Annotated in this window: 24 protein-coding genes; 13 read left to right on the top strand and 11 right to left on the bottom strand. The window is 63.4% G+C overall.

Annotated features, from left to right (window positions below):
• Window positions 1-16: 16 nt before the first annotated feature.
• Both NKI73_RS17580 and NKI73_RS17585 read left to right on the top strand, forming a co-directional pair.
• Window positions 17-1,531 (top strand): FGGY-family carbohydrate kinase, encoded by a 1,515-nt coding sequence (locus NKI73_RS17580; RefSeq protein WP_352631791.1) that lies wholly within the window; start codon window positions 17-19, stop codon window positions 1,529-1,531.
• Window positions 1,528-3,144, top strand: a complete 1,617-nt coding sequence (locus tag NKI73_RS17585; RefSeq protein WP_352631793.1) for a GMC family oxidoreductase — start codon at window positions 1,528-1,530, stop codon at window positions 3,142-3,144. Before NKI73_RS17580 ends, NKI73_RS17585 begins: the two co-directional genes overlap by 4 nt.
• 5 nt (window positions 3,145-3,149) lie before the next feature.
• On the opposite strand, the gene NKI73_RS17590 is transcribed toward NKI73_RS17585, so the two are convergent.
• Window positions 3,150-4,067: a LysR family transcriptional regulator gene (locus tag NKI73_RS17590; RefSeq protein ID WP_352631795.1), complete on the bottom strand. Its 918-nt coding sequence runs from the start codon at window positions 4,065-4,067 to the stop codon at window positions 3,150-3,152.
• Between the two features lie 159 nt (window positions 4,068-4,226).
• Between NKI73_RS17590 and NKI73_RS17595 the strand changes: the two genes are divergently transcribed.
• Together NKI73_RS17595 and NKI73_RS17600 are read left to right on the top strand one after the other, a co-directional pair.
• Window positions 4,227-4,865, top strand: a complete 639-nt coding sequence (locus NKI73_RS17595; protein ID WP_352631797.1) for a DsbA family protein — start codon at window positions 4,227-4,229, stop codon at window positions 4,863-4,865.
• Between the two features lie 35 nt (window positions 4,866-4,900).
• The gene (locus tag NKI73_RS17600; RefSeq protein ID WP_352631799.1) at window positions 4,901-5,512 is read left to right on the top strand and encodes an NAD(P)-dependent oxidoreductase; all 612 of its coding nucleotides are present in this window, start codon (window positions 4,901-4,903) and stop codon (window positions 5,510-5,512) included.
• A gap of 267 nt (window positions 5,513-5,779) precedes the next feature.
• Here NKI73_RS17600 and NKI73_RS17605 read toward each other — a convergent pair whose 3' ends face one another.
• The 6 genes from NKI73_RS17605 to NKI73_RS17630 form a co-directional block, all read right to left on the bottom strand.
• Window positions 5,780-6,286 carry an L-2-amino-thiazoline-4-carboxylic acid hydrolase gene (locus NKI73_RS17605; RefSeq protein WP_352631801.1) on the bottom strand — a complete coding sequence of 169 codons (507 nt, stop codon included), beginning with the start codon at window positions 6,284-6,286 and terminating at the stop codon, window positions 5,780-5,782.
• Entirely contained in the window at window positions 6,283-7,068 is a 786-nt protein-coding gene (locus NKI73_RS17610; protein WP_352631803.1) for an ABC transporter ATP-binding protein, read from the bottom strand. Before NKI73_RS17610 ends, NKI73_RS17605 begins: the two co-directional genes overlap by 4 nt.
• A complete protein-coding gene (locus tag NKI73_RS17615; protein WP_352631805.1) occupies window positions 7,065-8,084 on the bottom strand; it encodes an ABC transporter ATP-binding protein in 1,020 nt (339 codons plus the stop codon). Before NKI73_RS17615 ends, NKI73_RS17610 begins: the two co-directional genes overlap by 4 nt.
• A complete protein-coding gene (locus NKI73_RS17620) occupies window positions 8,081-8,911 on the bottom strand; it encodes an ABC transporter permease (protein WP_352631807.1) in 831 nt (276 codons plus the stop codon). Before NKI73_RS17620 ends, NKI73_RS17615 begins: the two co-directional genes overlap by 4 nt.
• Window positions 8,908-9,894 carry an ABC transporter permease gene (locus NKI73_RS17625; RefSeq protein ID WP_352631809.1) on the bottom strand — a complete coding sequence of 329 codons (987 nt, stop codon included), beginning with the start codon at window positions 9,892-9,894 and terminating at the stop codon, window positions 8,908-8,910. The genes NKI73_RS17620 and NKI73_RS17625 overlap by 4 nt, the downstream gene beginning before the upstream one ends.
• 135 nt (window positions 9,895-10,029) lie before the next feature.
• On the bottom strand, window positions 10,030-11,640 hold the full coding sequence (locus tag NKI73_RS17630; protein ID WP_352631811.1) for an ABC transporter substrate-binding protein: 1,611 nt from the start codon (window positions 11,638-11,640) through the stop codon (window positions 10,030-10,032).
• Between the two features lie 370 nt (window positions 11,641-12,010).
• Between NKI73_RS17630 and NKI73_RS17635 the strand changes: the two genes are divergently transcribed.
• Both NKI73_RS17635 and NKI73_RS17640 read left to right on the top strand, forming a co-directional pair.
• Entirely contained in the window at window positions 12,011-13,198 is a 1,188-nt protein-coding gene (locus NKI73_RS17635) for a M24 family metallopeptidase (RefSeq protein WP_352631813.1), read from the top strand.
• A gap of 35 nt (window positions 13,199-13,233) precedes the next feature.
• Window positions 13,234-13,911 carry a DUF4304 domain-containing protein gene (locus NKI73_RS17640; RefSeq protein WP_352631815.1) on the top strand — a complete coding sequence of 226 codons (678 nt, stop codon included), beginning with the start codon at window positions 13,234-13,236 and terminating at the stop codon, window positions 13,909-13,911.
• 2 nt (window positions 13,912-13,913) lie between these two features.
• Here the strand turns inward: NKI73_RS17640 and NKI73_RS17645 are convergent, their stop codons facing one another.
• From NKI73_RS17645 to NKI73_RS17655, 3 genes are read right to left on the bottom strand one after another with little or no spacing between them, the layout of a single operon-like run.
• Entirely contained in the window at window positions 13,914-14,333 is a 420-nt protein-coding gene (locus NKI73_RS17645; RefSeq protein WP_352631817.1) for a cupin domain-containing protein, read from the bottom strand.
• Window positions 14,330-15,202, bottom strand: coding sequence for a phosphoenolpyruvate hydrolase family protein (locus NKI73_RS17650; protein ID WP_352631819.1), 873 nt, complete (start codon window positions 15,200-15,202; stop codon window positions 14,330-14,332). The genes NKI73_RS17645 and NKI73_RS17650 overlap by 4 nt, the downstream gene beginning before the upstream one ends.
• Window positions 15,203-15,212: 10 nt before the next feature.
• Entirely contained in the window at window positions 15,213-16,409 is a 1,197-nt protein-coding gene (locus NKI73_RS17655; protein WP_352631821.1) for a Tm-1-like ATP-binding domain-containing protein, read from the bottom strand.
• An 83-nt stretch (window positions 16,410-16,492) separates the two neighbouring features.
• Here NKI73_RS17655 and NKI73_RS17660 point away from each other — a divergent pair, with 83 nt between their 5' ends.
• The 7 genes from NKI73_RS17660 (at window position 16,493) to NKI73_RS17690 (ending at window position 23,218) form a co-directional block, all read left to right on the top strand.
• Window positions 16,493-17,182 (top strand): TetR/AcrR family transcriptional regulator, encoded by a 690-nt coding sequence (locus NKI73_RS17660; RefSeq protein ID WP_352631860.1) that lies wholly within the window; start codon window positions 16,493-16,495, stop codon window positions 17,180-17,182.
• Between the two features lie 363 nt (window positions 17,183-17,545).
• Window positions 17,546-18,862 (top strand): ABC transporter substrate-binding protein, encoded by a 1,317-nt coding sequence (locus NKI73_RS17665; protein ID WP_352631823.1) that lies wholly within the window; start codon window positions 17,546-17,548, stop codon window positions 18,860-18,862.
• A 68-nt stretch (window positions 18,863-18,930) separates the two neighbouring features.
• Window positions 18,931-19,836: a carbohydrate ABC transporter permease gene (locus tag NKI73_RS17670; RefSeq protein ID WP_352631825.1), complete on the top strand. Its 906-nt coding sequence runs from the start codon at window positions 18,931-18,933 to the stop codon at window positions 19,834-19,836.
• Window position 19,837: 1 nt separating this feature from the next.
• On the top strand, window positions 19,838-20,797 hold the full coding sequence (locus NKI73_RS17675; RefSeq protein WP_352631827.1) for a carbohydrate ABC transporter permease: 960 nt from the start codon (window positions 19,838-19,840) through the stop codon (window positions 20,795-20,797).
• Complete coding sequence (locus NKI73_RS17680; protein WP_352631829.1) at window positions 20,794-21,015, top strand: hypothetical protein; 222 nt, start codon at window positions 20,794-20,796, stop codon at window positions 21,013-21,015. The genes NKI73_RS17675 and NKI73_RS17680 overlap by 4 nt, the downstream gene beginning before the upstream one ends.
• The gene (locus tag NKI73_RS17685; RefSeq protein WP_352631831.1) at window positions 21,012-22,115 is read left to right on the top strand and encodes an ABC transporter ATP-binding protein; all 1,104 of its coding nucleotides are present in this window, start codon (window positions 21,012-21,014) and stop codon (window positions 22,113-22,115) included. The genes NKI73_RS17680 and NKI73_RS17685 overlap by 4 nt, the downstream gene beginning before the upstream one ends.
• On the top strand, window positions 22,115-23,218 hold the full coding sequence (locus NKI73_RS17690; RefSeq protein WP_352631833.1) for an ABC transporter ATP-binding protein: 1,104 nt from the start codon (window positions 22,115-22,117) through the stop codon (window positions 23,216-23,218). Before NKI73_RS17685 ends, NKI73_RS17690 begins: the two co-directional genes overlap by 1 nt.
• 46 nt (window positions 23,219-23,264) lie before the next feature.
• Here NKI73_RS17690 and NKI73_RS17695 read toward each other — a convergent pair whose 3' ends face one another.
• Entirely contained in the window at window positions 23,265-24,248 is a 984-nt protein-coding gene (locus tag NKI73_RS17695) for an AraC family transcriptional regulator (RefSeq protein WP_352631835.1), read from the bottom strand.
• Window positions 24,249-24,274 lie beyond the last annotated feature (26 nt).

Consider the following 24,274-nt stretch of genomic DNA (forward strand, 5'->3'; position numbering starts at 1 on the left):
GCGTCGGGAGGAGCCAATGGGTAAGTATATTCTCGGCCTCGATGCCGGCAACACCGTCATCAAGGCCGTCCTCTTCGACCTGTCGGGACGCGAGCTGGCGCTTGCCGCCCGCGACGGCCGCTCGTCCATGCCAAAGCCCGGACATGTCGAGCGCGACCTCGACGAACTCTGGCGCAACGCGGTTTCGGTCATTGGTCAATGTATCGCTGAAGCCGGCATCGACGCCGGCGAGATCGTCGCCATCGGCTGCGCCGGCCATGGCAACGGGCTCTACGCGCTCGATCGTGAGGGTGCGCCGCTGATCGGCATTCAGTCGCTCGACACGCGCGCGGTCGGCATCGTTGCCGAATGGGCCGAACAAAATGTCGGCGACCGCACCTATGCACACTGCCTGCAACGGCCGTGGGCGGCGCAGACGCCAACCCTGCTTGCCTGGCTCAAGCGCTTCTCTCCGGCCCTGTTCGCCAAAATAGGCACGGTTTTCCTGTGCAAGGATTTCGTCGTCAACCGCCTGACAGGCGCGCGCAGCAGCGATACATCAGACATGTCAGGTTGCGGCCTGCTGCAGATGCGGGACCGGCGCTACGAGCCGGATCTGCTTGCCGCCTATGGGCTCGATGATTGCATGGATCTGCTGCCGCCGGTGCTGGAATCGGCCGACATTGCCGGCCATGTCAGCAAGGAGGTGGCGACCCTGACGGGACTGCGCGCCGGCACGCCGGTAATCGCCGGGCTGTTCGACGTCGTCGCCAGCGCGGTCGGCTCGGGCGTGACCAGAACCGGTGCCGCCTCGGTCATCGCCGGAACCTGGAGCATCAACCAGGTGATCACCGACGAACCGATCCGCGACCCTTCGATTTTCATGCTGTCGACTTTCGATCGCCAGCGCTATCTGGCGATCGAATCCAGCGCGACCTCGGCCGCCAACCTCGAATGGATCGTTCGCGAATTCCTCGAGCATGGCGGCGAAGCCGGCAAGTCGCCGTTCGAATTGTGCAGCGAACTCGTCGCTTCCGTCGATCCGAACAGCGACATCCCGATCTATCATCCCTTCCTCTACGGCTCGCAGCAGAATGGCCATGCGCGCGCCGGCTTCTACGGTATCGCCGGCTGGCACAGCCGGGCCCATCTGCTGCGCGCGCTGTTCGAGGGCGTCGCCTTCGAGCACAAGCGCCATGTCGAGACCTTGCACAAAGCGGGCGCCGACTTCGACGCGGTGGTGCTGTCCGGCGGCGGCTCGCGCAGCACGGTCTGGCCGCAGATATTCGCCGATGTGCTCGGCGTACCCGTTACCGTGGCGCGCAGCCGCGAGACCGGCGCCCTGGGAGCGGCAATTGCGGCGGGCACCGGCGTCGGTATCTTCGCCGACTACAGCACGGGCGCCGCGGCCATGACGGCCGCCGCCCGGCACCTTGTACCCAACGAGGCGGTTGCCGACGCATACGCACGGCGGTATCGACTGTACGGCGAGATCAACCAGGCGATGACCCCGATGTGGGAGCGCATCGCCGCACAGCAGGCACGCACGTGAGCGAACCTTCACCGTCCCCGTTCGGCGACTACGACTATGTCATTGTCGGCGCCGGCTCCGCCGGCTGCGTGCTCGCCAACCGGCTCTCCGCCGATCCGCGCAACAGTGTGCTGCTTCTAGAAGCCGGCGGCAGCGACCGTTATCACTGGGTCGATATCCCGATCGGCTACCTCTTCTGCATGGGCAACCCGCGCACCGACTGGATGATGAAGACCGAGCCGGAAGCCGGTCTCAACGGGCGCAGCCTCAACTATCCGCGCGGCAAGGTTCTTGGCGGCTGTTCATCGATCAACGGCATGATCTACATGCGCGGCCAGGCAGCCGACTATGACGGCTGGCGGCAGGCCGGCAATGCCGGCTGGGGCTGGGACGATGTCTTGCCTTATTTCCTCAAATCGGAAGATTATCACGGCGGCAAGGGCGCCATGCACGGAAGCGGCGGCGAGTGGCGGGTCGAACGGCAGCGATTGTCATGGCCGATCCTCGACGCCTTCCGGGACGCGGCCGAGGAACTCGGCATTCCGCGCACCGACGACTTCAACACCGGCACCAATGAAGGCTCCGGCTATTTCGAGGTCAACCAGAGGAAGGGCGTGCGCTGGAACACCTCGAAGGCGTTCCTGCGCGGTATTGCGGCGCGCGAGAACCTGCGCGTGGTGCTCGGCGCGGAGACGGAACGGCTCGAATTCGACGGCCGGCGCGCAACCGGACTGGTGTTCCGAAAAGACGGTGGCCTGCACAGCGTGTCAGCCGGCCAGACCATTCTCGCTGCCGGCGCCATCAACTCGCCGAAGCTGCTCGAACTGTCGGGGGTGGGCCGCCCGGACCTGCTTTCGAGCCTTGGCGTGGATGTCCGCCACGCCTTGCCGGGCGTTGGTGAAAATCTGCAGGACCATCTGCAGATCCGCACCGTCTTCAAGGTCGCCAACACCGCGACGCTCAACCAGCGCTATCACAATCTGTTCAGCCGTGCGTCGATGGGGCTCGAATACGCGCTCAGGCGCAGCGGGCCGCTGTCGATGGCGCCGAGCCAGCTCGGCATCTTCGCCAGGAGCGATCCACGCCTCGAAACACCTGATCTCGAATACCATGTGCAACCGCTGAGCACCGACCGCCTGGGCGAGCCGCTGCATCGGTTTCCAGCAGTGACGGTATCGGTCTGCAATCTGCGCCCGGAAAGCCGAGGTACCGTGCATATAGGATCGTCCGACCCGCATGAGGCGGCGAAAATCCGGCCGAACTATCTTTCCACCGAGGGAGACCGCAGCGTGGCCATCGCTTCGCTGCGCCATGTCCGCCGTTTGATGAAGGCCCGGGCCGTGGCGCGCTTTGCGCCGGAAGAGATGCTGCCCGGCGCGCAGTACGACAGCGACGAAGACCTCATCCGCAAGGCCGGCGATATCGGCACGACGATCTTCCACCCCGTCGGTACCTGCAAGATGGGTTCGGACCCGATGGCGGTGGTCGACGACGGCCTGCGTGTTCACGGGCTTGCTGACCTGCGCGTGGTCGATGCCTCGATCATGCCGACAATCGTTTCGGGCAACACCAACTCTCCGGTCGTCATGATCGCGGAGAAGGCAGCCGAGATGATCCTGCAAGAGGCCCGCTGACGGCGTCACGCCATGGCGACGCCGCGCGATCGCCTCTTCTCGGCAGCCGCGAGCAGGTCGACGAAGGCGCGCACCTTGGCGGGCCGGAACCGGGCTGGTGGAAACACGGCATGGATGCCGCCGGTCGGCAAGGTCCAGTCGGCAAACACCGGCACCAGCCGTCCCTCAGTGATATCGTCGCTGACGCTGTAATCCGGAAACACGCCGAGCCCGATGCCGGCAAGCACGCAAGCCAGGGCAGCCGGGCTCTTGTCGCACATGATGACCGGGTTGAGCTCGGTCAGCACCGTTTCACCATCCCTAGAAAACAGCCATTGGCCGATGCCGCGCAGCTGGGCGTTGCCGACCCAGGCCAGGGATCTTGCCTGGCGCGGCGTCACGTCGGGCGGCAGGCTTGCCGCGAAGCCAGGGCTCGCCACCACGACCTGCCGTATCGTGCCCAGGCGCCGCGCCTGGTTCGAGGAATCCGTGAGCCAGCCGACACGGATGCCGAGATCGATCTGCTCGTCCACCAGATTGCTCACCGCGTCGTCGAAGATCGCCTCGACGCGCATATGCGGATAGGCCCTGAGATAGGCCGCCATGACCGGGGCCACCATCTTGGTGCCGTAGTCGAGCGGTGCGGTCAATCTCAGCGTTCCACTCGGTTCGACGGTTCCGCGCGAGATTTCGCCATAGGCCGCCTCCGCTTCCCGCAAGATGATCATCGCGCGGTCATAGAACAGGCGGCCCTCTTCGGTCGGCGTGACACGCCGTGTCGTGCGCTGCAGCAGCGTTGCGCCCAGTTCCTCCTCAAGCTTGCCGATCTGATGGCTGACCACAGCCTTGGCGACGCCAAGCCGGTCGGCCGCGGCGGTGAACGAGCCGGTCTCCATTACCGTGGTGAAGTAGGCGAGCCGATTGAGGTTCAGAAGTTCGGCCAAGGCGGCACCATTTGTATGATTGGATCAGACAGTTTGTATTATTGAGTGCTATTTTTCGCAAGAACGCCATTTGCCATATATCGGCCAACACGCTGGACAGGCGCAGCAGCCCAATATCCCGAACCAAGCCGGTGTCCCACACCAAGGATGGCAGCGATCATGAGCAATTCAGAAGTGACCTATCTTTTCGATCCGCTCTGCGGCTGGTGCTATGGCGCCACCCCGATGCTCGACAGACTGTTGGCCAGCGGCCTGCGCGTCGAGCTGCTGCCGACCGGCCTGTTCTCCGGCGCCGGCGCGCGTCCGATGGATGAGGGGTTTGCCGCCCATGCCTGGGCGAACGACCAGCGCATCGAGCGCCTGACCGGACAAGTGTTCACACCGGCCTACCGGCACAATGTCCTTGGCGTCCGCGGAACCCTGCTCGATTCGCATGCCGCCACGCTCGGTATCAGTGCCGCCGGTCTGGAAGATCCCAGCCGCCGGCTTGCCGCGCTGAAGACGATCCAACGGGCGCGCTACGTGGATGGACGCGATGTCGTGACGATCGGCGGTGTGGCCGAGGTGCTCGCCGCCGCCGGCATGGCGGACGCCGCCGAGATGCTCAAGGCGCCGACCGAAACATTGCTGACGGCCCACCGCGAGCTGGTCGGCCGTGGCCGCTCGCTGTTCCAGCGCCTGCAGGCCGATGGCGTGCCTTCGCTGGCGGTCATCCGCAACGACGCGCCCCGGCTCATCGGTTCGAACGCACTGTTCGGCAGCTTCGACAATCTCGTCGCCCATATCGCGGCGGCGTGATCCCCAGAAAATCTTCAACAAGGGAACTGAAAGACATGGCAAAAGTCGCTCTCATTGGTGCATCCGGCGCAGTTGGTTCGCGCCTTCTCAAAGAACTCTCCGATCGCGGCCACACCGTCACCGGCATTGCGCGCAACCCGGAAAAGATCGCGGCGCTGCCACGCGTGACGGCCAGGAAGGGCGACGTCTTCGACGAGCAGGGTCTTGCCGATCTGATCCGCGGCCATGATGTGGTGATCAGCACGGTGCATTTTCTGGACAGCGACGCCGACACGCTGATTGCCGCTGTGCGGGCCTCCGGCGTGAAGCGCTATCTCATCGTTGGCGGCGCCGGCAGTCTCGAAGTCGCGCCCGGCAAGCGGCTGGTCGATACCCCCGAATTCCCTGATATCTACAAGGCCGAAGCGCAGAAAGGCGCCGACTTCCTGGACAAGTTGAAGACGGTCGGCGACCTCGATTGGACGTTCCTGTCGCCATCCGCCATGTTCGTCCCGGGCGAGCGCACCGGAAAATTCCGCCTCGGCAAGGACACGCTTCTCGCCTCGGACAAGGGCAGCAGCATTTCGTTCGAGGACTACGCCATCGTCATGGTCGACGAGATCGAGAAGCCTGCCCATATCCGGCAGCGCTTCACCGTCGGCTATTGATCGAACAGGCGTCGGCCGGGTGTCAAAAGAGGCCGGCCCGCGCCCCGCGCGCCAAGGCTTCGCGGACGCCGACGCGCCGGTAGGTCTCGGTGACGAGGCCGTCTTGTCTCAGCGCCTCGCGGCGGCGTTCAACGAAGGCGCGTTCCTCGCTGGTCAGGTCGTGCTCGCGCTTGCGGAGCCACTCCTGATAGGACGGATCGACTTCCTTGACCGGCTTAGCCGCCGTCGAAACCGAAGCCGGCCGTTGTCGGTATGGCGAGTACTGAGCTATCCGGCATCCTGGTCTGTCAATGCGATGTGACAGCAGCCGGAGCCGTGGCCTGGTGTCCAGGTGACATTGTCGAAACGCACGCCGGTCGCCTCGAACAGGCCGCGGTCGAAGGCGCCGGCAATACGGCAGAGCGTTGCGAGTTTTTCGTCATTAAGCCCAGCCTCGACCCAGGCATCTTTCAGCGGGCAGCGTTTCACCTTGAAGGCGATGCGATCATCGCTGCGTTCGACATCGGTCGGGTACATCAGGCCGCCATCCGGGCTGACGGCCAGGAAGGCCTCGCCGATCGCGCGTGCGTCATTGGGGCCGAAGCCGGCGAAGGCGGCTGCGGCCACTTCCTTGCCGCGCTGTTCGATGGCGCGGGTCATGACCGCTTCGGCCCTTTCAGCGCCCAGTTCTCCGGTCAGTTCCTCGAGGAACAGGCGGTACAGATCGGCTCGGTTGCGAAAGGCGGAATCGAGTTCGCGCGACAGCTTCTCGGCTCTGGCTTCGGGATCGGTCATGATGCGTCCTGTGTGGTCCGGTTCAATCTCGGTGCGGCCGCCACCAGCGCCTTGCCGACGGCCGATTGCGGTGCGCCGATGACGGTTCGGGCATCGCCGCTCTCGGCAATCCGCCCGGCGTCGAGAAGGACGACGCGGTGGGCGATGGCGCTGATAACGCCGAGATCATGTGAAATGAAGAGATAGGCAATCTGTTCCTGGCGTTGCAGGTCAAGCAACAGGTCGAGGATCTGTCCGCGCACGGAAACGTCGAGCGCCGACACCGCTTCGTCGAGCACGATCAGCGACGGTTTCGTCGCGATGGCGCGCGCGATGGCGACGCGCTGCCGCTGGCCACCGGAGATTTCATGGATGGCGCGGGTGGCGAGGTCGGCCGTCAGCCCGACACGCTCCAGCAAGGCGGCGATGCGGCGCGGGCGCTCGGCGCGGGAGGCGATGCCATGGATGCGCAAGGGATCGTCGAGGACACGTGCCACCGTGGCGCGCGGATTGAAGGCGGCCAACGGGTCCTGGAACACCATTTGCAGGCGTGCGCGACGCGCTCGCAGCGCAGCCCCGCTCAAGGCCAGAAAATCATTGCCTTCGAAGTCGATGCGGCCAGCGTCCGGCTCGTTCAGCCGCAGCACCAGCCGCGCGATGGTCGACTTGCCGCTGCCGGAGGGCCCGGCCAACGCCAGCGTCTCGCCGGGGTCGATGTGAAAGGAGACATCGTCGATGGCAGCGATGGCCTTTTTGTCGCGACGGTAGCGTTTGGTGAGGTTGGATACGGTCAGCAGGCTCATGCGTGGAGCTCGGCTCGGTTCAGCAACGGCTTGGCGTCGAGGCCGATATGGGCGTCGAGCAGCGCGCGTGTGTAGGCCTGGCCAGGTGCATTGATGATCTGCGCCGTCGTGCCAAGCTCGACCAGCTGGCCATAACGGAAAACGGCGATGCGCTCGGCAAGCTCGGCCGCCAGCGCGATGTCGTGGCTGATGAACAGCAGTGTCATGCCGTCCTCGGCCACCAGGCGCCGGATCAAGGCGACGATCTCGGCCTGCACGATGGTATCGAGCGCGCTGGTCGCCTCGTCGGCGATCAGCAATTTCGGACCGGCCGCAATGGCCGCAGCGATCGCTACACGCTGCTTCTGGCCGCCGGAGAGCTGATGCGGGAAGGCGCGCAAGGCGGCATCCGGATCGGGCAGGCGGACACGCTCCAGCAAGTTTTTTGCTTTCGCATACGCCTCTGCCCATGTGAGGCCGAGATGGGTGCGCGCGACTTCGGCGATTTGTTTGCCGACCGTCATGACGGGGTCGAGGCTGGCTGAGGGATCCTGGAAGACGAAGCCGATGTCGCGGCCGAGGACGGGCGTGCAGCTGGGCGCGGTGTTGAATTTGAGAGGCTGGCGTTCCGTCACACCCCCCTCTGTCCTGCCGGACATCTCCCCCGCAAGGGGGGAGATTACGCCATCATCTCCGCTTTCGCCAATCATTGAGATCGCACGCAAGGAGCCACCCGCGACACCGCCAATCTCCCCCCTTGCGGGGGAGATGTCCGGCAGGACAGAGGGGGGTGCCTTGGCGCCCAACCTTGGCGGCGGTCGGAAGAACCAATCGATGCGCCCATCAACCCTGGACGCAGCCGGCAGCAGCCCGGCAATGGCCAGTGCCAGCGTGCTCTTGCCCGAGCCGCTTTCGCCGATGATGGCGAGGCGTTCGCCAGCGGCGATGTCGAGGCTGACGCTCTTCAGTGCCGCCACCTCGCTGCCGTCGCGGCGGTAAGTCACCGTCAGGTCGCGGATCGTAGCCAGGGCGGTCACGAAAGGCCTCTCCTGACTGCCGTCGTCTCGACGATGCCTTCACCAGCGAGATAGACGCCGAGCACGGTCAGAACCAACGCTATGCCCGGAACGATCGACAGGAAGGGTGCGGTGCGCAAAACAGTGCGGCCTTCGGCGATCATGCCGCCCCAGGTGACCCGGTTGGGGTCGCCCAAGCCGAGGAAGGACAAGGCCGCTTCGGTGAGGATCGCGGCGGCGACGATCACCGACGACATCGCCAGCACCGGCGGCAAGGCGTTGGGCAGCACCTCGCGAAAGGCGATCGCCAGCGGGTGCATGCCGATGACCCTGGCCCCGGCGACATAATCGCGTTCGCGGATGGAGAGGACTTCCGCGCGGGCCACTCTGGCAGGTCCGGTCCAGGTGCCGAGCGCGATGGCAATCGCGACGACGCCGAGCGACGGTCCGACGACGCTGACGAAGGCCAACGCCAGCAGGAAGCTCGGGACGGTCTGAAAGGCGTCGGTGACGCGCATCAGCACCTCGTCGACGAGGCCGCCGGCAAAACCGGCCAATGTGCCGACCACCGCGCCGACGACAAGTGCCGCCGCCGCGGCCGCGAGCCCGACGGCCAGCGACGTGCGGGCGCCATGAAAAAGCTCGGCCAGCACGTCGCGGCCAAGCCGGTCGGTGCCGAGCGGCAGCGACCAGTCCTGGAACGGCGGCAGCAGTGCGGGGCCAGCGATGGCTTGGGGATCGCCTGGGAACAGCAGCGACGCCGACAGCGCCATGGCAATCAGCGCCGCGAGGAGGATGGCACCGGCAACCGCCTCAGGCGCGCGCAGAAAGCGGCGGAGCGGGCTCATGCGCGGGCCTCGCTCGCGCCGACGCGCGGATCGAGGAAGGCATAGGCGATGTCGACGAGAAGGTTGATGACAATGACCAGGACGGCGCTGGTGAGGATAATGCCAAGCAGAAGCGGCGTGTCGCGGGAGGCGACTGCCTCCTGCGCCAGCCGGCCGAGGCCGGGTACGGAAAAGACGCTCTCGATGACGACGCTGCCGCCGAGCATCTGCGCCGATTGCAGGCCGAGCATGGTGACCAGCGGCAGTAGTGCGTTGCGGGCGACGTGGGCGAGAACGATGCGCCGGCGGGATAGCCCCTTGGCGCGGGCGGCCAGGACGAAATCTTGCCGCCAGACCTCGGCCATGCCGGCGCGCATCATGCGCAGATAAAGCGCCAGATAGATGAAGCCGAGGGCAGAAACCGGCAAGACGAGATGGATGGCGATGTCGGCTGCACGGTCGAGCCCTGTCCTGTCCGAGGCCAGGGTTTCGATGCCGCCGATCGGCAGCCAGCGCAGGTCGACGGCAAAGACGACGATCAGCACCAGGCCGAGCCAGAAACCCGGCACGGCATAGAGCGCCAGAGAGCCGATCGACAGGAAGCGGTCACGGAAACTGCCCGGCCGTGCACCGGCATATATGCCAAGTGCCGAGCCAAGCCCGAAGGAGAGCGCGGTGGCGCTGACCATCAACAGCAGCGTGTTGGGCAGGCGCTCGAGGATGACGTCGCGGATCGGTCGGGAGAACGTCACCGACTGGCCGAGATCGAGATGCAGCAGCGCCCAGAGATAGTTGGCGAGCCGCGTCAGCTCCGACTGGTCGAGGCCCCAGCGATGGCGCAACAGCTCGATCATGCCGGCATCGCCGCCAGTCGAGACGATATAGGCATCGACCGCGTCGCCGGGGGCCGCTTCGAGCAGCAGGAAGGTGCCGACGACGACGATCAGCAGCACGAAGACGCTGCCGACGAGGCGACGGCGAAGGAGGGTGAGGGCGCGGGTCATGGGAGCGTCGAGGGGGCGCGACGATCAAAAGAAAGGTCGCGCGCGTACACCCCCCTTTGTCCTGCCGGACAGAGAGGGGCCTCGTAGAACGCAACCTCTACGATCATTCCGCGAACTCTCATCCGCGCAATTGTGTCACGATTCCAAATACGTGTCCGCCCAGTTCGACACCGCCCAACGCGGGTTGTTGGCAATATTCCCAACGGTGTCGCGGGCGACGCTGATAAAACTCCATTCGGCGACGTTGATCAGCGGCAGGTCGGCGGCCACCTCTTTCTGGAACTCCTTGTAGAGGTCGGTGCGGGCAGTGGTGTCGAGCGTCTCGGATGCCTTGGCGATGAGGGCATCGAGCGCGTCGTTCTTGTAGCCGCCCTGGTTGGAGAACGGCACGCCGTCGGGAATACCGCTCTGCACCAGGATGGTGGTGGAGATCGCCGGGTCGCCACGGAACACCGGCGGGCCGACGGCGAGATCGAAGGCATGATCGGTGTAGACGGCCTTGATGTGGGCGGCCGAGTCGTTGTTGACCAGCTCTGCGTCGATGCCGATGGCGGCCAGCGCCTGGCGCAGATAGTCGCCGAACTGCTTGGTCTCGTTGAAATAGGGCGCGGGCAAAAGCTTCAGCGAGAAGCGGTTGCCGTCGGCGCCTTTCTTGTAGCCGGCCTCGTCGAGCAGCGCGTTGGCCTTGGCGACGTCGAAGGCGTAGGTGGGAACGTCGGCGGTGTAGAATTGCGGATCGTTCTTCGGCACCGGGCCGGTGGCGGCGGCGGCATAGCCGAGGAACACCGTCTTGACGACGAAATCCTTGTCGATGGCATGCGCGATCGCCTGGCGCACCTTCAGGTCGGCGAGTTCCTTGCGGCGATGGTTGATCTCGACGACGAGCTGGTAGGTGAGCCCCTCATAGCCCTTGGAGATCACCTTCAGGCCCGGCACCTTGGAGATGCGGTCGAGATCGGCCAGCGGCACGGCGGAGAAGGCTGCAAGCTGGATCTCTCCAGCCTCCAGCGCGCTCGCCGCGGACGTGCGATCCGGCAGCACCTGGTAGATGATCTCGTCGAGATAGGGCTCGTCCTTGTCCCAGTAATCGGTGTTCTTCGTCAGCCGGTAGTACTGGCCGGCCTTGTACTCGCCGAATTTGAACGGCCCGGTGCCGATCGGCGCGTTGTTGGCCGGGTTGTCCTCGATCTTGCCGACCTCGTAAATGTGCTTTGGCACCACGCTGCTCAGCGCCGGCAGCGCGTTGCGGATCAATTGGAAGGGTGTCGGCTTGGCGAATTTGAATACGGCGGTGAGATCGTCCGGAGTTTCGACGCTGGCCAGATCCTTGAACACGGTGCGGCCAAGATTCTGCAGCGGCTTCCAGATCTGCAGCGCCGAGAAGGCGACGTCGGCCGAGGTGAATGGCTTGCCGTCATGCCACTTGACGCCGTCGCGCAGTTTGAACGTTGCCGAGAGCCCGTCGGCGGCACCTTCCCAGCTCAGTGCCAGCCGTGGCGCGAGCCCGTCCTTGCCGTCGAATGAGGCTTCGGCCAGCGTTTCCACGATCTTGCTGGAGATGAAGAAGACGCCGTTGGAGGCGACAATCGCCGGGTTGAGGTTGCGCGGCTCGGAATCGGCGGCAAGCACCAGCCGGCCACCCTTCTTCGGCGTCTGCGCCCAGCCTGATATCGGCATGGCGGTGGAGGCCAGCAGCATCGCCGAACCGGCAAGCATCGTGCGTCTCGAAATCGTGAAATCTGACATGATCGAACTCCGTCCTCTCCGCGACCCGACCGGGTGCGCCATACCCCTCGAACGCTGGCGAGCCGCCAGCATCCGCGGCGGCGATTATGAGCCTTGCCGAGGGTTTCGCCAGAGACGGAATTGGCGCATGCTCGCTTGGCTTTGAAATTTTCATCCGCTGGACCAGTTTGGAGGAAGCGGTTCTATCAGACCATTCTGGTAGGACCAGATTGACCTGATATGCGACGGATGACGACGTGGTGACGTCGAGTTGTGCTATTTCGCCTCTTTCTGGATGGACCAGCACGGGCAAAATGGTGCAGATTTGATCCAAAGCCAAGGGATCGGGAGCGGAACAGGCGGCGATCCGAGGCAATTCAGGGAGAGAGAGATGAACATTGCTCCGGGCAAGAATGCGGTCGGCAATATCCCGTTCGACCACGCAAGGGTCGACCGGTTGATGGAGGAGGCCGGCATCGATGTGCTGCTCGCCACCTCCAAGCACAACACGCAGTATCTGCTGGGCGGCTACAAGTTCATCTTCTTTGCCGCCATGGATGCGATCGGCCACAGCCGTTACCTGCCGATCGTCGTGTACGAAAAGGGCGGGCCGGACCATGCCGCCTATATCGGCAACCGCATGGAGGGCGGCGAGCATCAGAACAACCCGTTCTGGACGCCGACGCTGCACGCCGCCTGCTGGGGCACGCTCGATGCCGCCAATCTCGCGGTCGAACACCTACGGAAGATCGGCAAGACGGGTGCCCGCATCGGCATCGAGCCCGGCTTCCTGCCGTCGGACGCCTATACGCTGATCCGCAAGGCGTTGCCGGACGCCAAGCTGATCGATGCGACCGACATGCTGGAGCGCATGCGCGCCATCAAGACCGATGCCGAGTTGGAGAAGCTGCGCACCGCCTCTGAACTGATCACCGATTCCATGCTGGCGACCATCGCCTGGGCGCGCGAAGGCACGACCAAGAGCGAGATGATCGAGCGGCTGCGGCGCGAGGAAACCAATCGCGGTGCGCATTTCGAATATTGCCTGCTGACACTGGGCTCCAGCCACAACCGCGCCGCCTCGCCGCAAGCGTGGAAGAAGGGCGAGGTGCTGTCGATCGATTCCGGCGGCAATTATCACGGCTATATCGGCGACCTCTGCCGCATGGGCATTCTCGGCGAACCGGATGCCGAACTCGAAGATCTGCTGGCCGAGGTCGAGACGGTGCAGCAGGCAGCCTTTTCAAAGGTCAAGGCAGGCACGCTGGGCGGCGACATGATTTCGCATGCCGAGGGTGTGCTGAAAGCGTCGAAGGTCGCGGCCTATACGGACTTCTTCGCCCATGGCATGGGCCTGATCACGCACGAGGCACCGTTCCTGATGACCAACCACCCGGTGACCTATGAGGGCACCTATGCGGCAAAGCCGCTGGAGAAGAACATGGTGCTGTCGGTCGAGACGACCATGCTCCACCCGACGCGCGGCTTCATCAAGCTGGAGGACACGCTAGCGGTGACGGATGCTGGTTATGTGATGTTCGGGGATCGGGGCAGGGGGTGGAACAGGGGTGGGGCGTAATGGATGCTGGTTTGACCGCCTGAGCATTCACTAAGATGGATCAGGAACCGCCAAGGCAAGTCTTTCTCGACGCATGTAGCGAGATTTCTTCTCGGCTTGAACTTGGATTTCGCTTTGCAAAAAGCGGTCCTCATGCAAGTCGCCGAGTTGGCGACTGGACATTCAAAATTTCCTTTCAGTCAAACTATCTGAATACCGGTGGCGAGTTTGTCGAACTCGTCGTGCATGCGTCGGTCTACAACAAGGCAATAAGGGAATGGGATGAACGCAACGGTTGGCCGGCCAACGCCAGCGATTGGATAGCCGGAGGAGGGCTCGGCAATCTGCGAACCCCGCATCACTGGCGGACATGGAACATCGCAAACCTGCTTACTCGTCAGGCTGAAATCGAGAACATCGTTGCCAACGTTCAGACGACAGTCCTGCCTTTCTTTGAGCGTTTTGGTGCCCCACGCAAACTGGCTGAACAACTCGCGCATTCTGAAATCCCAGGTTTCATGTTCCCACAAAATGCTGTTCGATTTGTATTCTGGCAGCTTGGTCCAGAGGCAGCGGAAAACTGTATGTCCTATTGGGTCGCGCGCCTACTTTCACCGGATGTCTTCCGATCTGAGCGCGACGTCCCCACCCTGCCGGATAGGCTCGCTGCTGGGAGCGATGCCAACAACCTAGCAAGGGTCGCTCGTGCGATGAAGATTGGCCTCAGCCTCTGACGTTAGTCCTGCTCCGCCGGAATCAGCCTGAAATCCGGCAGCTCGCGCAGGACCAGCTCCGGGCCGGCCGGCGAATAGACGACGAAGAGCTGCATCGGTCCGTCGCCGGTATTGAGCGTCGAATGAAAGCGGCTTTCCGGCACATAGATGGTGCAGCCGGGGCCGACTTTTTCGACCACCGGATTGCCCTTCTCGTCCTCGACCATCTGCTCACCATGGCCTGATATGACGAAGATGATTTCCTCCGCACCCGGATGGTTGTGGCGCGTATGGCCCTTGCCGGATGGCAGGTCGACGACGCCGCCGGAAAAGCGCGTTGCTCCGTTCACTTCCGGAGCGACCGTCAGCGCCAGTCTGCCCCAGTCGAAGCCGAAGGCACTGACATCCTTCGGGTAGACAAACACCTTGCTCTTGTCGGTCATCTCATCACCCCTTCTTTTTTCTTCGTATTCCCGTCGCCGCCAAGCGTCACGGCCTTGAAATCCGCCGTCTGTCTTGCGATCGCCGCCTCGGCCGGCAGCCGTTCCATCGAGCTGGCGCCATAGAAGCCATGCAGGCCCTTGCAGCGGTCGAGAATGTAGCGGGCGTCGTCCGGCATCGAGATTGGGCCGCCATGGCAAAGCAGGATGATATCCTTGCGCACCGAGCGCGCCGCATTGGCGATGGCGTCGATCTCTACGACGCAATCATCAAGCGACTTGGCTGATGTGGCGCCGATCGAGCCGCCGGTGGTCACGCCCATATGGGCGACGACGATGTCGGCTCCGGCCTTGGTCATGGCGCGGGCCTCGTCCGGGTTGAAAACATAGGGCGTGGTCAACAGGTCGAGCTTGTGCGCCTCGGCGATCATGTCGACCTCGAGCCCGAAGCCCATGCCGGTCTCCTCGAAGCTTTGCCGCATCTGGCCGTCGAACAGGCCGATGGTCGGAAAATTCTGCACGCCGGAAAAGCCCATGGTCTTCAGCTCGGCCAAGAGCAGCGGCATGATGACGAAGGGATCGGTGCCGTTGACGCCGGCCAGCACCGGCGTCTTCTTGACCACCGGCAGCACCTCGTAGGCCATCTCCTTGACGATCTCGTTGGCATTGCCATAGGCGAGCAGGCCGGCGGCCGAGCCGCGGCCGGCCATGCGGTAGCGGCCGGAATTGTAGATGATGATGAGGTCGATGCCGCCGGCCTCCTCGGCCTTGGCCGACAGGCCGGTACCGGCGCCGCCGCCGACGATCGGCACGCCCTTGTCGATCATTCCCCTGAATCTCTTCAGTATGTCCTTGCGCGGTATGGCGGGCATGATTTGGATCTCACTGTCTGGCGATGTCGAGGAAGGCTGATGTTGCCGCCTTGGCGAATTCAGGGTCGTTGATGTGCAGCGGCAGGCGTGTGACGCGACGTCTGCCATTCGGCTTGATGGTGCGCTCGACGGCTTCGAACAGGACGGCGTCGGCTTCCGGATCAAAGAAGGCGCCGCCTTCGATGTCGAGCGCCGAGACGCCCTTTTCAGGGATGAGGAAATGCACCGGCCCCTCGCAGCGGGCGAGCCTGCCGCCGATCCATTCGCCGATCGCGCGGCATTCCTGCGCCGTGGTGCGCATCAGCGTGACGTTGGGATTGTGTTCGTAGAACAGTCGACCGCGATAGCGCTCCGGAATGGTCGAAGGCGCCCAGAAATTCACCATGTCGAGCGCGCCGACCGAACCGACATAGGGCAGCCCGGTGCGGGCGATCGCTCCGAAACGATCCTCCGTCGCCGGCAGCACGCCGCCAAACAAGAGATCGCAGACTTCCGTGGTGGTGATGTCGACGACGCCGGACAGCAGGCCGCTGTCTGCCAGCTTCTCCATGCTGCGACCGCCGGTGCCGGTGGCGTGGAAGACCATGCAGTCATATCTAGAACGAAGCTGGTCGGCGATCGCGGTCACGCAAGGGGTGGTGACGCCGAACATGGTGAGGCCGATCGACGGCTTGCCGTCGGGCGGTGGCGCCGGCGTTGCCGCCATGCCCGATATCGCCTGGGCGGCATTGTGCAGGATGACGCGGGACAGCCGGTTTAGTCCGGCCATGTCGGTCACCGCAGGCATCATGATGATGTCGGAAACGTCGACGTAAGGCGCGGTATCGCCGGAGGCGAGCGTCGAAACCATGATTTTGGGCAGGCCGAGCGGCAGGGCACGCATGCCCGACGTGATGATCGAGGTGCCGCCGCCACCGCCAATGCCGATCATGGCGGCAATATCGTTTCGCGATTGGGCAAAGCGGGCAAAGGCGATGCCCATCGCGGCGACCGCGGCGCCACGGTCATTGCCGCCGAGCACGGCGTCGCGGCCGTCGGGATGATGGCGGGCAATTTCCTTTGCGGTGATGTCGACGGGGATAGTTGCTTCGCGCGTTCCGACATCGACGCGGGACACGGCGGCACCGGTGGCGGCGATCGCATCGGCCAGGAAGGCGAGTTCCTCACCCTTGGTGTCGGCGGTGCCCACCGCATAGATGCGCTTCATCGCGTTTCCCCGCCGGCTGCTTGCCCGACCTTCCGGCAAGCGAAGGCCATTGCAAATTTGTGAGACGCGCGTATCGTATTGATATGGATGTCTCACGTCAACAATCCACAGCGAGCGACAGCACTGAGCTGGGAAACGGCCAGGCGATAGAGCGCGGGCCGCGCGCGCGTACGAAACGACTGATGCTGGAGACGGCGACGAGGCTGATGCAGGCGGGCGTCACGCCGTCGGTCAGCGAGATCGCCGAGGCGGCACAGGTTTCCCGTGCCACTGCCTACCGGTATTTCCCAAGCCAGGCGGCACTGGTGCAAGCGGTAGTCGACGAGGGGCTAGGGCCGATCCTCACCTGGCAATCGACCTCCGCGGATGCGGAGCGCCGGGTCGCCGAGCTGTTCGACACGGCCATGCCGCGCATCGAGGCTTTCGAAGCGACGTTCAAGGCGGCGCTGAAGCTGTCGCTCGATCAGTGGGCGCGGCGGCAGGCCGGCACGCTGGACGGCGAGCCGGCTTTCACGCGTGGTCACCGCATCGACTTGCTGAAAGAGGCGATCGCGCCGCTCAAGGGCCGTTTGCCGCCGCGCGACTTCAAGCGGCTGGCGCAGGCGCTGTCGCTGATGTTCGGCGTCGAGGTGCTGATCGTGCTCAAGGATATCTGGGGACTGGACAGTCGCCGGACGATGTCGGTCGCGCAATGGGCGGCCGGGGCGCTGGTGCGTGCGGCGGTCGCGGAATCGATCGGTGAGGGAGACAGCATCGATCCGCGGCAATCGTGAAATAGCTCTATCTGGTTCGACCAGATTTGCATGCCGACTATCGATATTAACCGCAGTGCGGGGTGCCGGGCAATGCCTGTTTGTATCACTGAGTAGGAAAATCTTGGTAAAACAGGCAGATAAAGCCGAAATCCGATAGCAAAGCGCAAGTCGAACTGCCAAGAAAGGGCTTGACGTGCATGCAAAATTGGTAATACCAGATTAGATCAGAAAAGCGGATCGAAAGTGAGGGCTGCGATCCATTTTCCGGCAGGGCGAGGAGGCCCAGAACCGGAAAGGTGCGATCACGGGAGGGACTACCAGGGCCGGCCCCGTTGCCGGCTCGCATGACAAGGTAGAATGCGCACAAGGGAGGAAATCATTATGCGCAAGTTAGTGACCAGCGTACTTGCTGGTATCGGCTTAACGCTTGCCTGCGGGACATCCGTCTACGCGCAGGAAAAGTCACTCACCATCTTCTGGGCCGAATGGGATCCGGCCAATTATCTGCAGGAACTCGGCAACGAGTACGAGAAAGAAACCGGCGTTAAGATCACTGTGGAGACCACGCCCTGGCCAGACTTCCAGACCAAGGCCTTCACCGAGTTCAACGCCCATGGCGACGCCTATGATATGGTCGTCGGCGACTCGCAATGGCTCGGTGCCGGCTCGACCGGTGGCCATTATGTCGACCTGACCGACTTCTTTAACAAGCACAAGGTCGGCGACGTGATGGCACCGGCGACGGTGAAGTACTACGCCGAATATCCGGGCGGCAGCAGCAAATACTGGGCCATCCCGCTTGAAGGCGACGCCGTCGGCTGGTCCTATCGCAAGGACTGGTTCGAGGATCCGAAGGAAAAGGAAGCCTTCAAGGCCAAGTATGGTTACGATCTCGACGTGCCGAAGGATTTCAAGGCGCTGCGCGACATCGCCGAGTTCTTCTACCGGCCGGACCAAAAGAAATACGGCATCGCCATCTACACCGACAATTCCTACGACGCGATGGCGATGGGCTTCGAGAACGCGCTGTTCTCCTACGGTGGCGAACTGGGTGATTATTCGACCTACAAGGTCGATGGCTTCATCAACTCCGACAAGGCGGTCGCAGCGCTCGACGCCTACAAGGAGCTTTACAAGTTCACGCCTCCAGGCTGGGCCAAGTCGTTCTTCGTCGAAGACAACCAGGCGATCACCGAAGGCCTGGCCGCGATGAGCATGAACTACTTTGCGTTCTTCCCGTCGCTGATCAACGAAGCGTCGAACCCGAACGCCAAGAACACCGGCTTCTTCGCCAATCCTCCCGGCCCGAACGGCGACCAGTTCGCCGCACTCGGTGGGCAAGGCATCTCGATCGTGTCCTACTCGCAGAAGCAGGAAGAGGCGACGAAGTTCCTTGAATGGTTCATCAAGGACGAGACCCAGAAGAAGTGGGCGGCACTTGGCGGTTACACCTGCAGTGCTGCCGTGCTGAAGTCGCCTGAATTCCAGAACGCCACACCCTACAACAAGGCCTTCTATGAGACCATGTTCAAGGTGAAGGATTTCTGGGCGGTGCCGGAATATGCCGAACTGCTGCAGCAGCTCAACCAGCGCGTCTATCCCTACATGATCGGCGGCGAAGGCACCGCCAAGGAAACGCTGGACGCTTTGGCGTCCGACTGGAACGCGACTTTCAAGAAGTACGGCCGCGGTCAGTAACTATCATAGCTCACGGAGGGGGCGTTGGTGCCTCCTCCGTTTCCTTTTCTGCAAACGGGAGCAGGGTCTTGGCGACCACGATGATCACAACGCTCGACAGGTCTTCAAGGGCGGCCGTGCGCGGCCTTAGCGACATTTCGATCCGCAACCTCTTCATCATTCCGACGGTCCTGTTCCTGATCGTCTTCAACATCTTTCCGCTGATCTACTCGCTCGGCTATTCCTTCACCGACTTTCGCGCGTCGACCAATGCGCCGGCGAATTTCGTCGGGCTGCAGAACTATCGCGATCTGCTCAACGATCCCTATGTCTGGTCCAACTTCGCCATCACCGCGAAGTACGTCATCATCTCGGTCGCTGGGCAGCTGTTCGTCGGCTTCGGCGTGGCGATGCTGCTCAATCGCGACATTCCGCTGAAGGGACTGCTGACGACGCTGCTGCTCTTGCCGATGATGCTGTCGATGGCCGTCGTTGGCCTGTTCTGGAAGCTGCTCTACGATCCTTCCTTCGGCATCATCAACTATGCGCTTGGCCTCGGCACCTTCGAATGGCTGTCGGACCCGAAGATGGCGCTCTACGCCGTTGCGCTGACCGACATCTGGATGTGGTCACCCTTCGTCATGCTGTTGTCGCTGGCCGGCCTGTCGGCGGTGCCGAAGCATCTCTACGAAGCCGCCGCGATCGATCGCGCCGGACCGTTCTACACCTTCTTTCGCATCACGCTGCCGCTGGTCGCGCCGATCCTGATGATCGCGGTCATCTTCCGCACCATGGAGGCATTCAAGACCTTCGATCTCGCCTACATCCTGACCAGTCAGCCGACGGCCGAACTGATTTCGATCCGGCTTTACAAGATGGCATTCCAGGAATGGCAGACCGGGCGCTCCTGCGCGCTCGCCTACATCGTGCTGATCATGGTGCTGGCCATCACCAACATCTATGTCAAATACCTCAACAAGGTGAAGGAGCGCTGAGATGGCTGCCGTCCGCACTTCTTCCGAAATCGGCTTCAACCGTGTCGCCATCGTCGCCGTCCTGTTGGTGACGATCATCTTCCTGGCGCCGATCTACTGGATTGCCTCGACGGCTTTCAAGCCGCGCAATCTGGCCACCACCATTCCGCCGACGGTCGTCTTCCAGCCGGAAATTTCGCCCTTCGTCAAGCTGTTCGCCAAGCGCTCTCAGATGCGCAACCCGGCGTCGCCGGAAGAGTACGCCGCAGCCCCGTGGTGGGAGCGTGTCGTTTTCGACGGTGGCGAGAAGATCGTGCGCGACGGCAAGGGCCAGGTGCAATGGTCGGGATATCCGAGCCGCTTCCTGAACTCGTTGATCGTGGCCATAACCTCGACGGTGCTGGCGGTCGGCATGGGCACCTTCACCGCCTACGGCTTCTCGCGCTTCAAGGTGAAAGGGGAGGCGGACCTGCTCTTCTTCATCCTGTCGACGCGGATGCTCCCGCCGGTGGTCGTCGCTATTCCAATGTTCCTGATGTACCGGGTGGTCGGGCTCAACGATACCCATGTCGGCCTGATCATTCTCTACACCGCCTTCAACCTGTCCTTCTCGGTGTGGCTGATGAAGGGCTTCATGGACGAGATTCCGAAAGAGTATGAAGAGGCAGCCCTCGTCGATGGGTACACGCGCATGGAGGCATTCTTCAAGATCGTACTGCCCGAGGCCGCGACCGGCATCGCCGCTACCGCCGTCTTCTGCTTCATCACGGCATGGAACGAATATGCCTTCGCACTGATCATGACCAGCCGCCGTGCCCAGACAGCACCGCCGTTCATCCCCAGCCAGGTCGGCTCCGGTCTGCCGGACTGGTCGGTGATTGCCGCTGGAACCTTCTTATTCCTGCTGCCGGTCGCCATCTTCACCTTCCTGCTCCGCAACCATCTGTTGCGCGGCATGTCCTTCGGAGCGATCCGTAAATGAGCTTTCGCGCCATCAATCAGAAATATCTGGAGCCCGGCAGCCAGGTGCTGATGGTGCTCGGCATCATCGCTCTGTGCCAACCCTGGAACATGCTGCTGCACACCTATGGCCTGACCATCATCCTGATCGGGTTGATCGGCTTCAACGTCACGTCGAAGATCGCGCCGGAAGAAGAGGCCGGCACCGGCCAGGTGCGAAATCCGGGAGCACAGCATTGACCCAGATCGAGCTTCGCGGCGTCCAGAAATTCTTCGGCGCCGTCCAGGTCATCAAGGACCTCAACCTGAAGATCAGCGACAACGAGTTCATCGTTCTGCTCGGCCAGTCGGGCTGCGGCAAGACGACGACGCTGCGCGCCATCGCCGGACTGGAAACGATCGACGAGGGCGACATCCTCATCGACGGCAAACCGATCCAGCATCTGAAGGCCGCCGACCGTGACATCGCCATGGTCTTCCAGTCGTTCTCGCTCTACCCGCATATGAGCGTCTACGAGAACATCGCCTTCCCTTTGCGCGCAACGCGCAAGAGCAAGGCGGAGATCGACTCGGAAGTGCGCTCGGTCGCCAAGACCCTGCAGATCCTGGACCTGCTCGACAAGAAGCCGTCGGCGCTTTCGGGCGGGGACATGCAGCGTGTGGCCATCGGCCGGGCGCTGGTGCGGCGGCCGAAAGCGATGCTGATGGACGAACCGATCGGTGCGCTCGACGCCAAGCTGCGCGAGGAGATGCGCGCCGAGATCAAGCGGCTGCACATCAAGCAGGGCTCGACCACCATCTATGTCACGCACGACCAGATTGAGGCGATGAGCCTCGCCGACCGCATCGTCATCATGCATGAAGGCGTGCTGCAGCAGGTCGGCTCGCCGGACGAGGTCTATTCGCACCCGGCAAACCTGTTCGTGGCGCAATTCGTCGGCAGTCCGGTGATGAATGTCGCCGATGCGGCGGTGGCAGAGACTGCATCCTCGGTCTCGGTGACGGTCGGTGGGGCTGCCGCCGGCTTCGAGTTTCCGTGGGCGCTGCTGTCGAAGCTCAACGGTCATGCCGGCGGTCAGCTGGCGCTCGGCATCCGGCCGGAAGGTGTCCTGATCCGGCACGATGCGGCCGAGGGGTTCCTGCCGGTCGAGACGCAGATCGTCGAGCCGCTCGGCTCCTTCGACATCGTCGACCTCAAGGTCGGCTCCAAGATGCTGCGCGCACGTACCAAGAGCGGCTTCGTCAGCGGGCCCGGCGAGAAGGTGTTCGCCAGAATCGATCCGGCCCAGGCGCATTTCTTCGACACGGCAAGCGGCAAGTCGCTGGAAGTGAGATTGTGATGGCCCATATCCAGCTCAAGAATATCTCAAAGACCTTCGGCAACCACACCGCCTTGACCGGGCTCGATCTCGACATCGCCGATGGCGAGTTCTTCGTACTGCTCGGCGAAACCGGCGCCGGCAAGACGACGACGCTGCGGCTGATCGCCGGGCTGGAAAAGCCGAGCGAAGGCCAGGTCTTCATCGACGGTGTCGACGTTGCCGACTGGGGTGCGGCTGAGCGCGACGTGGCGCTGGTGCTGCAGCAATACTCGCTCTATCCGCGCTATACGGTGCGCGAGAATCTCGAATTCCCGCTGAAGCCGAAGATCCGCCGGCTGCCCGATGCCGAGATCAAGGATCGCGTCGACCGTGCCGCCCGCACGCTGCGGATCGAGCATCTGCTTGACCGCAAGACCGACCGTCTTTCGGGCGGCGAGATGCAGCGCGTATCGATCGGCCGCGCCATCGTGCGCAAGCCGCGTGTGTTCCTGATGGACGAGCCGCTGTCGGCGCTCGACGCCAAGCTGCGCGAGGCGTTGCGCACGGAACTGAAGAACCTGCAGATGCAGCTCGGCGCCACCTTCCTGTTCGTCACCCACGACCAGATCGAGGCGATGTCGATGGGCGACAAAGTCGGCGTGCTCAACCATGGCCGCATCGTCCAGACCGGCACACCGCACGAGATCTACAACAATCCGCGCGACACCTACGTGGCGAGCTTCGTCGGTTCACCGCCGATGAACCTCATCGACGGCAAGCTTGTGAACGGCCGCGCGGTGATGGCGCCGCTGAACTTCGAACTGCCTTTTTCGGGGGGTGCCAAGACTTTTGGAGGGCTAAAGGCGGGTGCGGCAACCGACGGTCGTCCGCTCGTCTTCGGCATTCGTCCCGAGGACGTCTATCTCGAGAGCGGCGCGCCGGTCGAGGCGCGTGTCCATGACGTCGAGAACCACGGCGTCGAAAAGATCCTGACGCTGCGCGTCGGCGACGCGACACTGCGTGCCACCGTGCCGGCCAGGACCGACGTCGCCATCGAGCAGGCGGTGCGCTTTGCCTGGAACCCAGACAAGGTGGTGCTGTTCGACAAGGGCAGCGGCATCAGCCTGCGGCACGCCGGGTAAATGCACCGCTTCTCAGCCCAGGCAAGCACGCGGCACAAGCATCGGCTCAGCTGGCTTGGCGGATATCCGCCTGTTCCTCGGCCCGCAGATGGCTGGGCGCCGAGCCGATGACGCGCTTGAAGGCACGGCTGAAGGCGGCATCCGATTCATAGCCGAGACGCGCGGCAACGACGGAGATCTTCATCCTGTCGCGGACCAGCCACTGTCTCGCCTGATGCATTCTGACCTGGGTGACATATTTCGCCGGCGTTTCGCCGACGATGGTGGCGAAGCGCTCGGCAAATCCCGATCGCGAGGCGCCCATCATCCGGGCCAGCGACTCCACCGTCCAGTCGTGGTTCGGCTCAAGATGGATGGCGGCCAGCACGCGGCCGATTTCGTGGTCCCTGACCGCGGCGATCCAGCCGGACGAGTCGCCGCAGCCGCGTTCGACCCATGAGCGGATGACGGTGGCGGCAAGCACGTCGGCCAGCCGCGCCAGGATGCCGCCGGAGCCGACACGCTCCATCGTCACTTCACGCGCCATCGACTCCAGCAGATGCGGAATGCCGGGCTCGTAGGCCTCCAGCTCATGCGTGCGCATCACATCCGGCATCATGCCGAGCAGGGGATGCAGGCCGTCGAGATTGAAGTACATGCTGGCGCAAAACAGCAGGGTTCCCGGCCGGCAACATTCCGACATGCCCTCGTTCGACATGCAGTAGACGTCCTTGCAGACCTCCTCGACTTCGTAGCCGTGGATCGGCCAGGCCTGGGCGCCGGGCTCGCTGGCCAGCACATGCGCCGCACCGCGCGGCAGCAACACCGCGTCGCCGGTCTTAAGCTCTACCCACTCGCCGGATGGCTGCTTTAGCCAGCAACCTCTGCGGCCGACGAAATGAAACCGCGCCGCCGGCTGCGCTGGGAACTGGATACCCCAGGGCTCCTTAAGTTCGAAGCGGCCATACTCGACGCCATCGAGCCGCAAGCCGCGCAAGATGTCCGTCAACGGGTCGCCGGTGATTGGAATTTTGGACGAATGGTCAAGCATGATGGGGTTTCTAGCATGGAAACTCC

The sequence above is a fragment of the Mesorhizobium sp. M0496 genome (genome assembly GCF_040321205.1).
GTDB lineage: Bacteria > Pseudomonadota > Alphaproteobacteria > Rhizobiales > Rhizobiaceae > Mesorhizobium.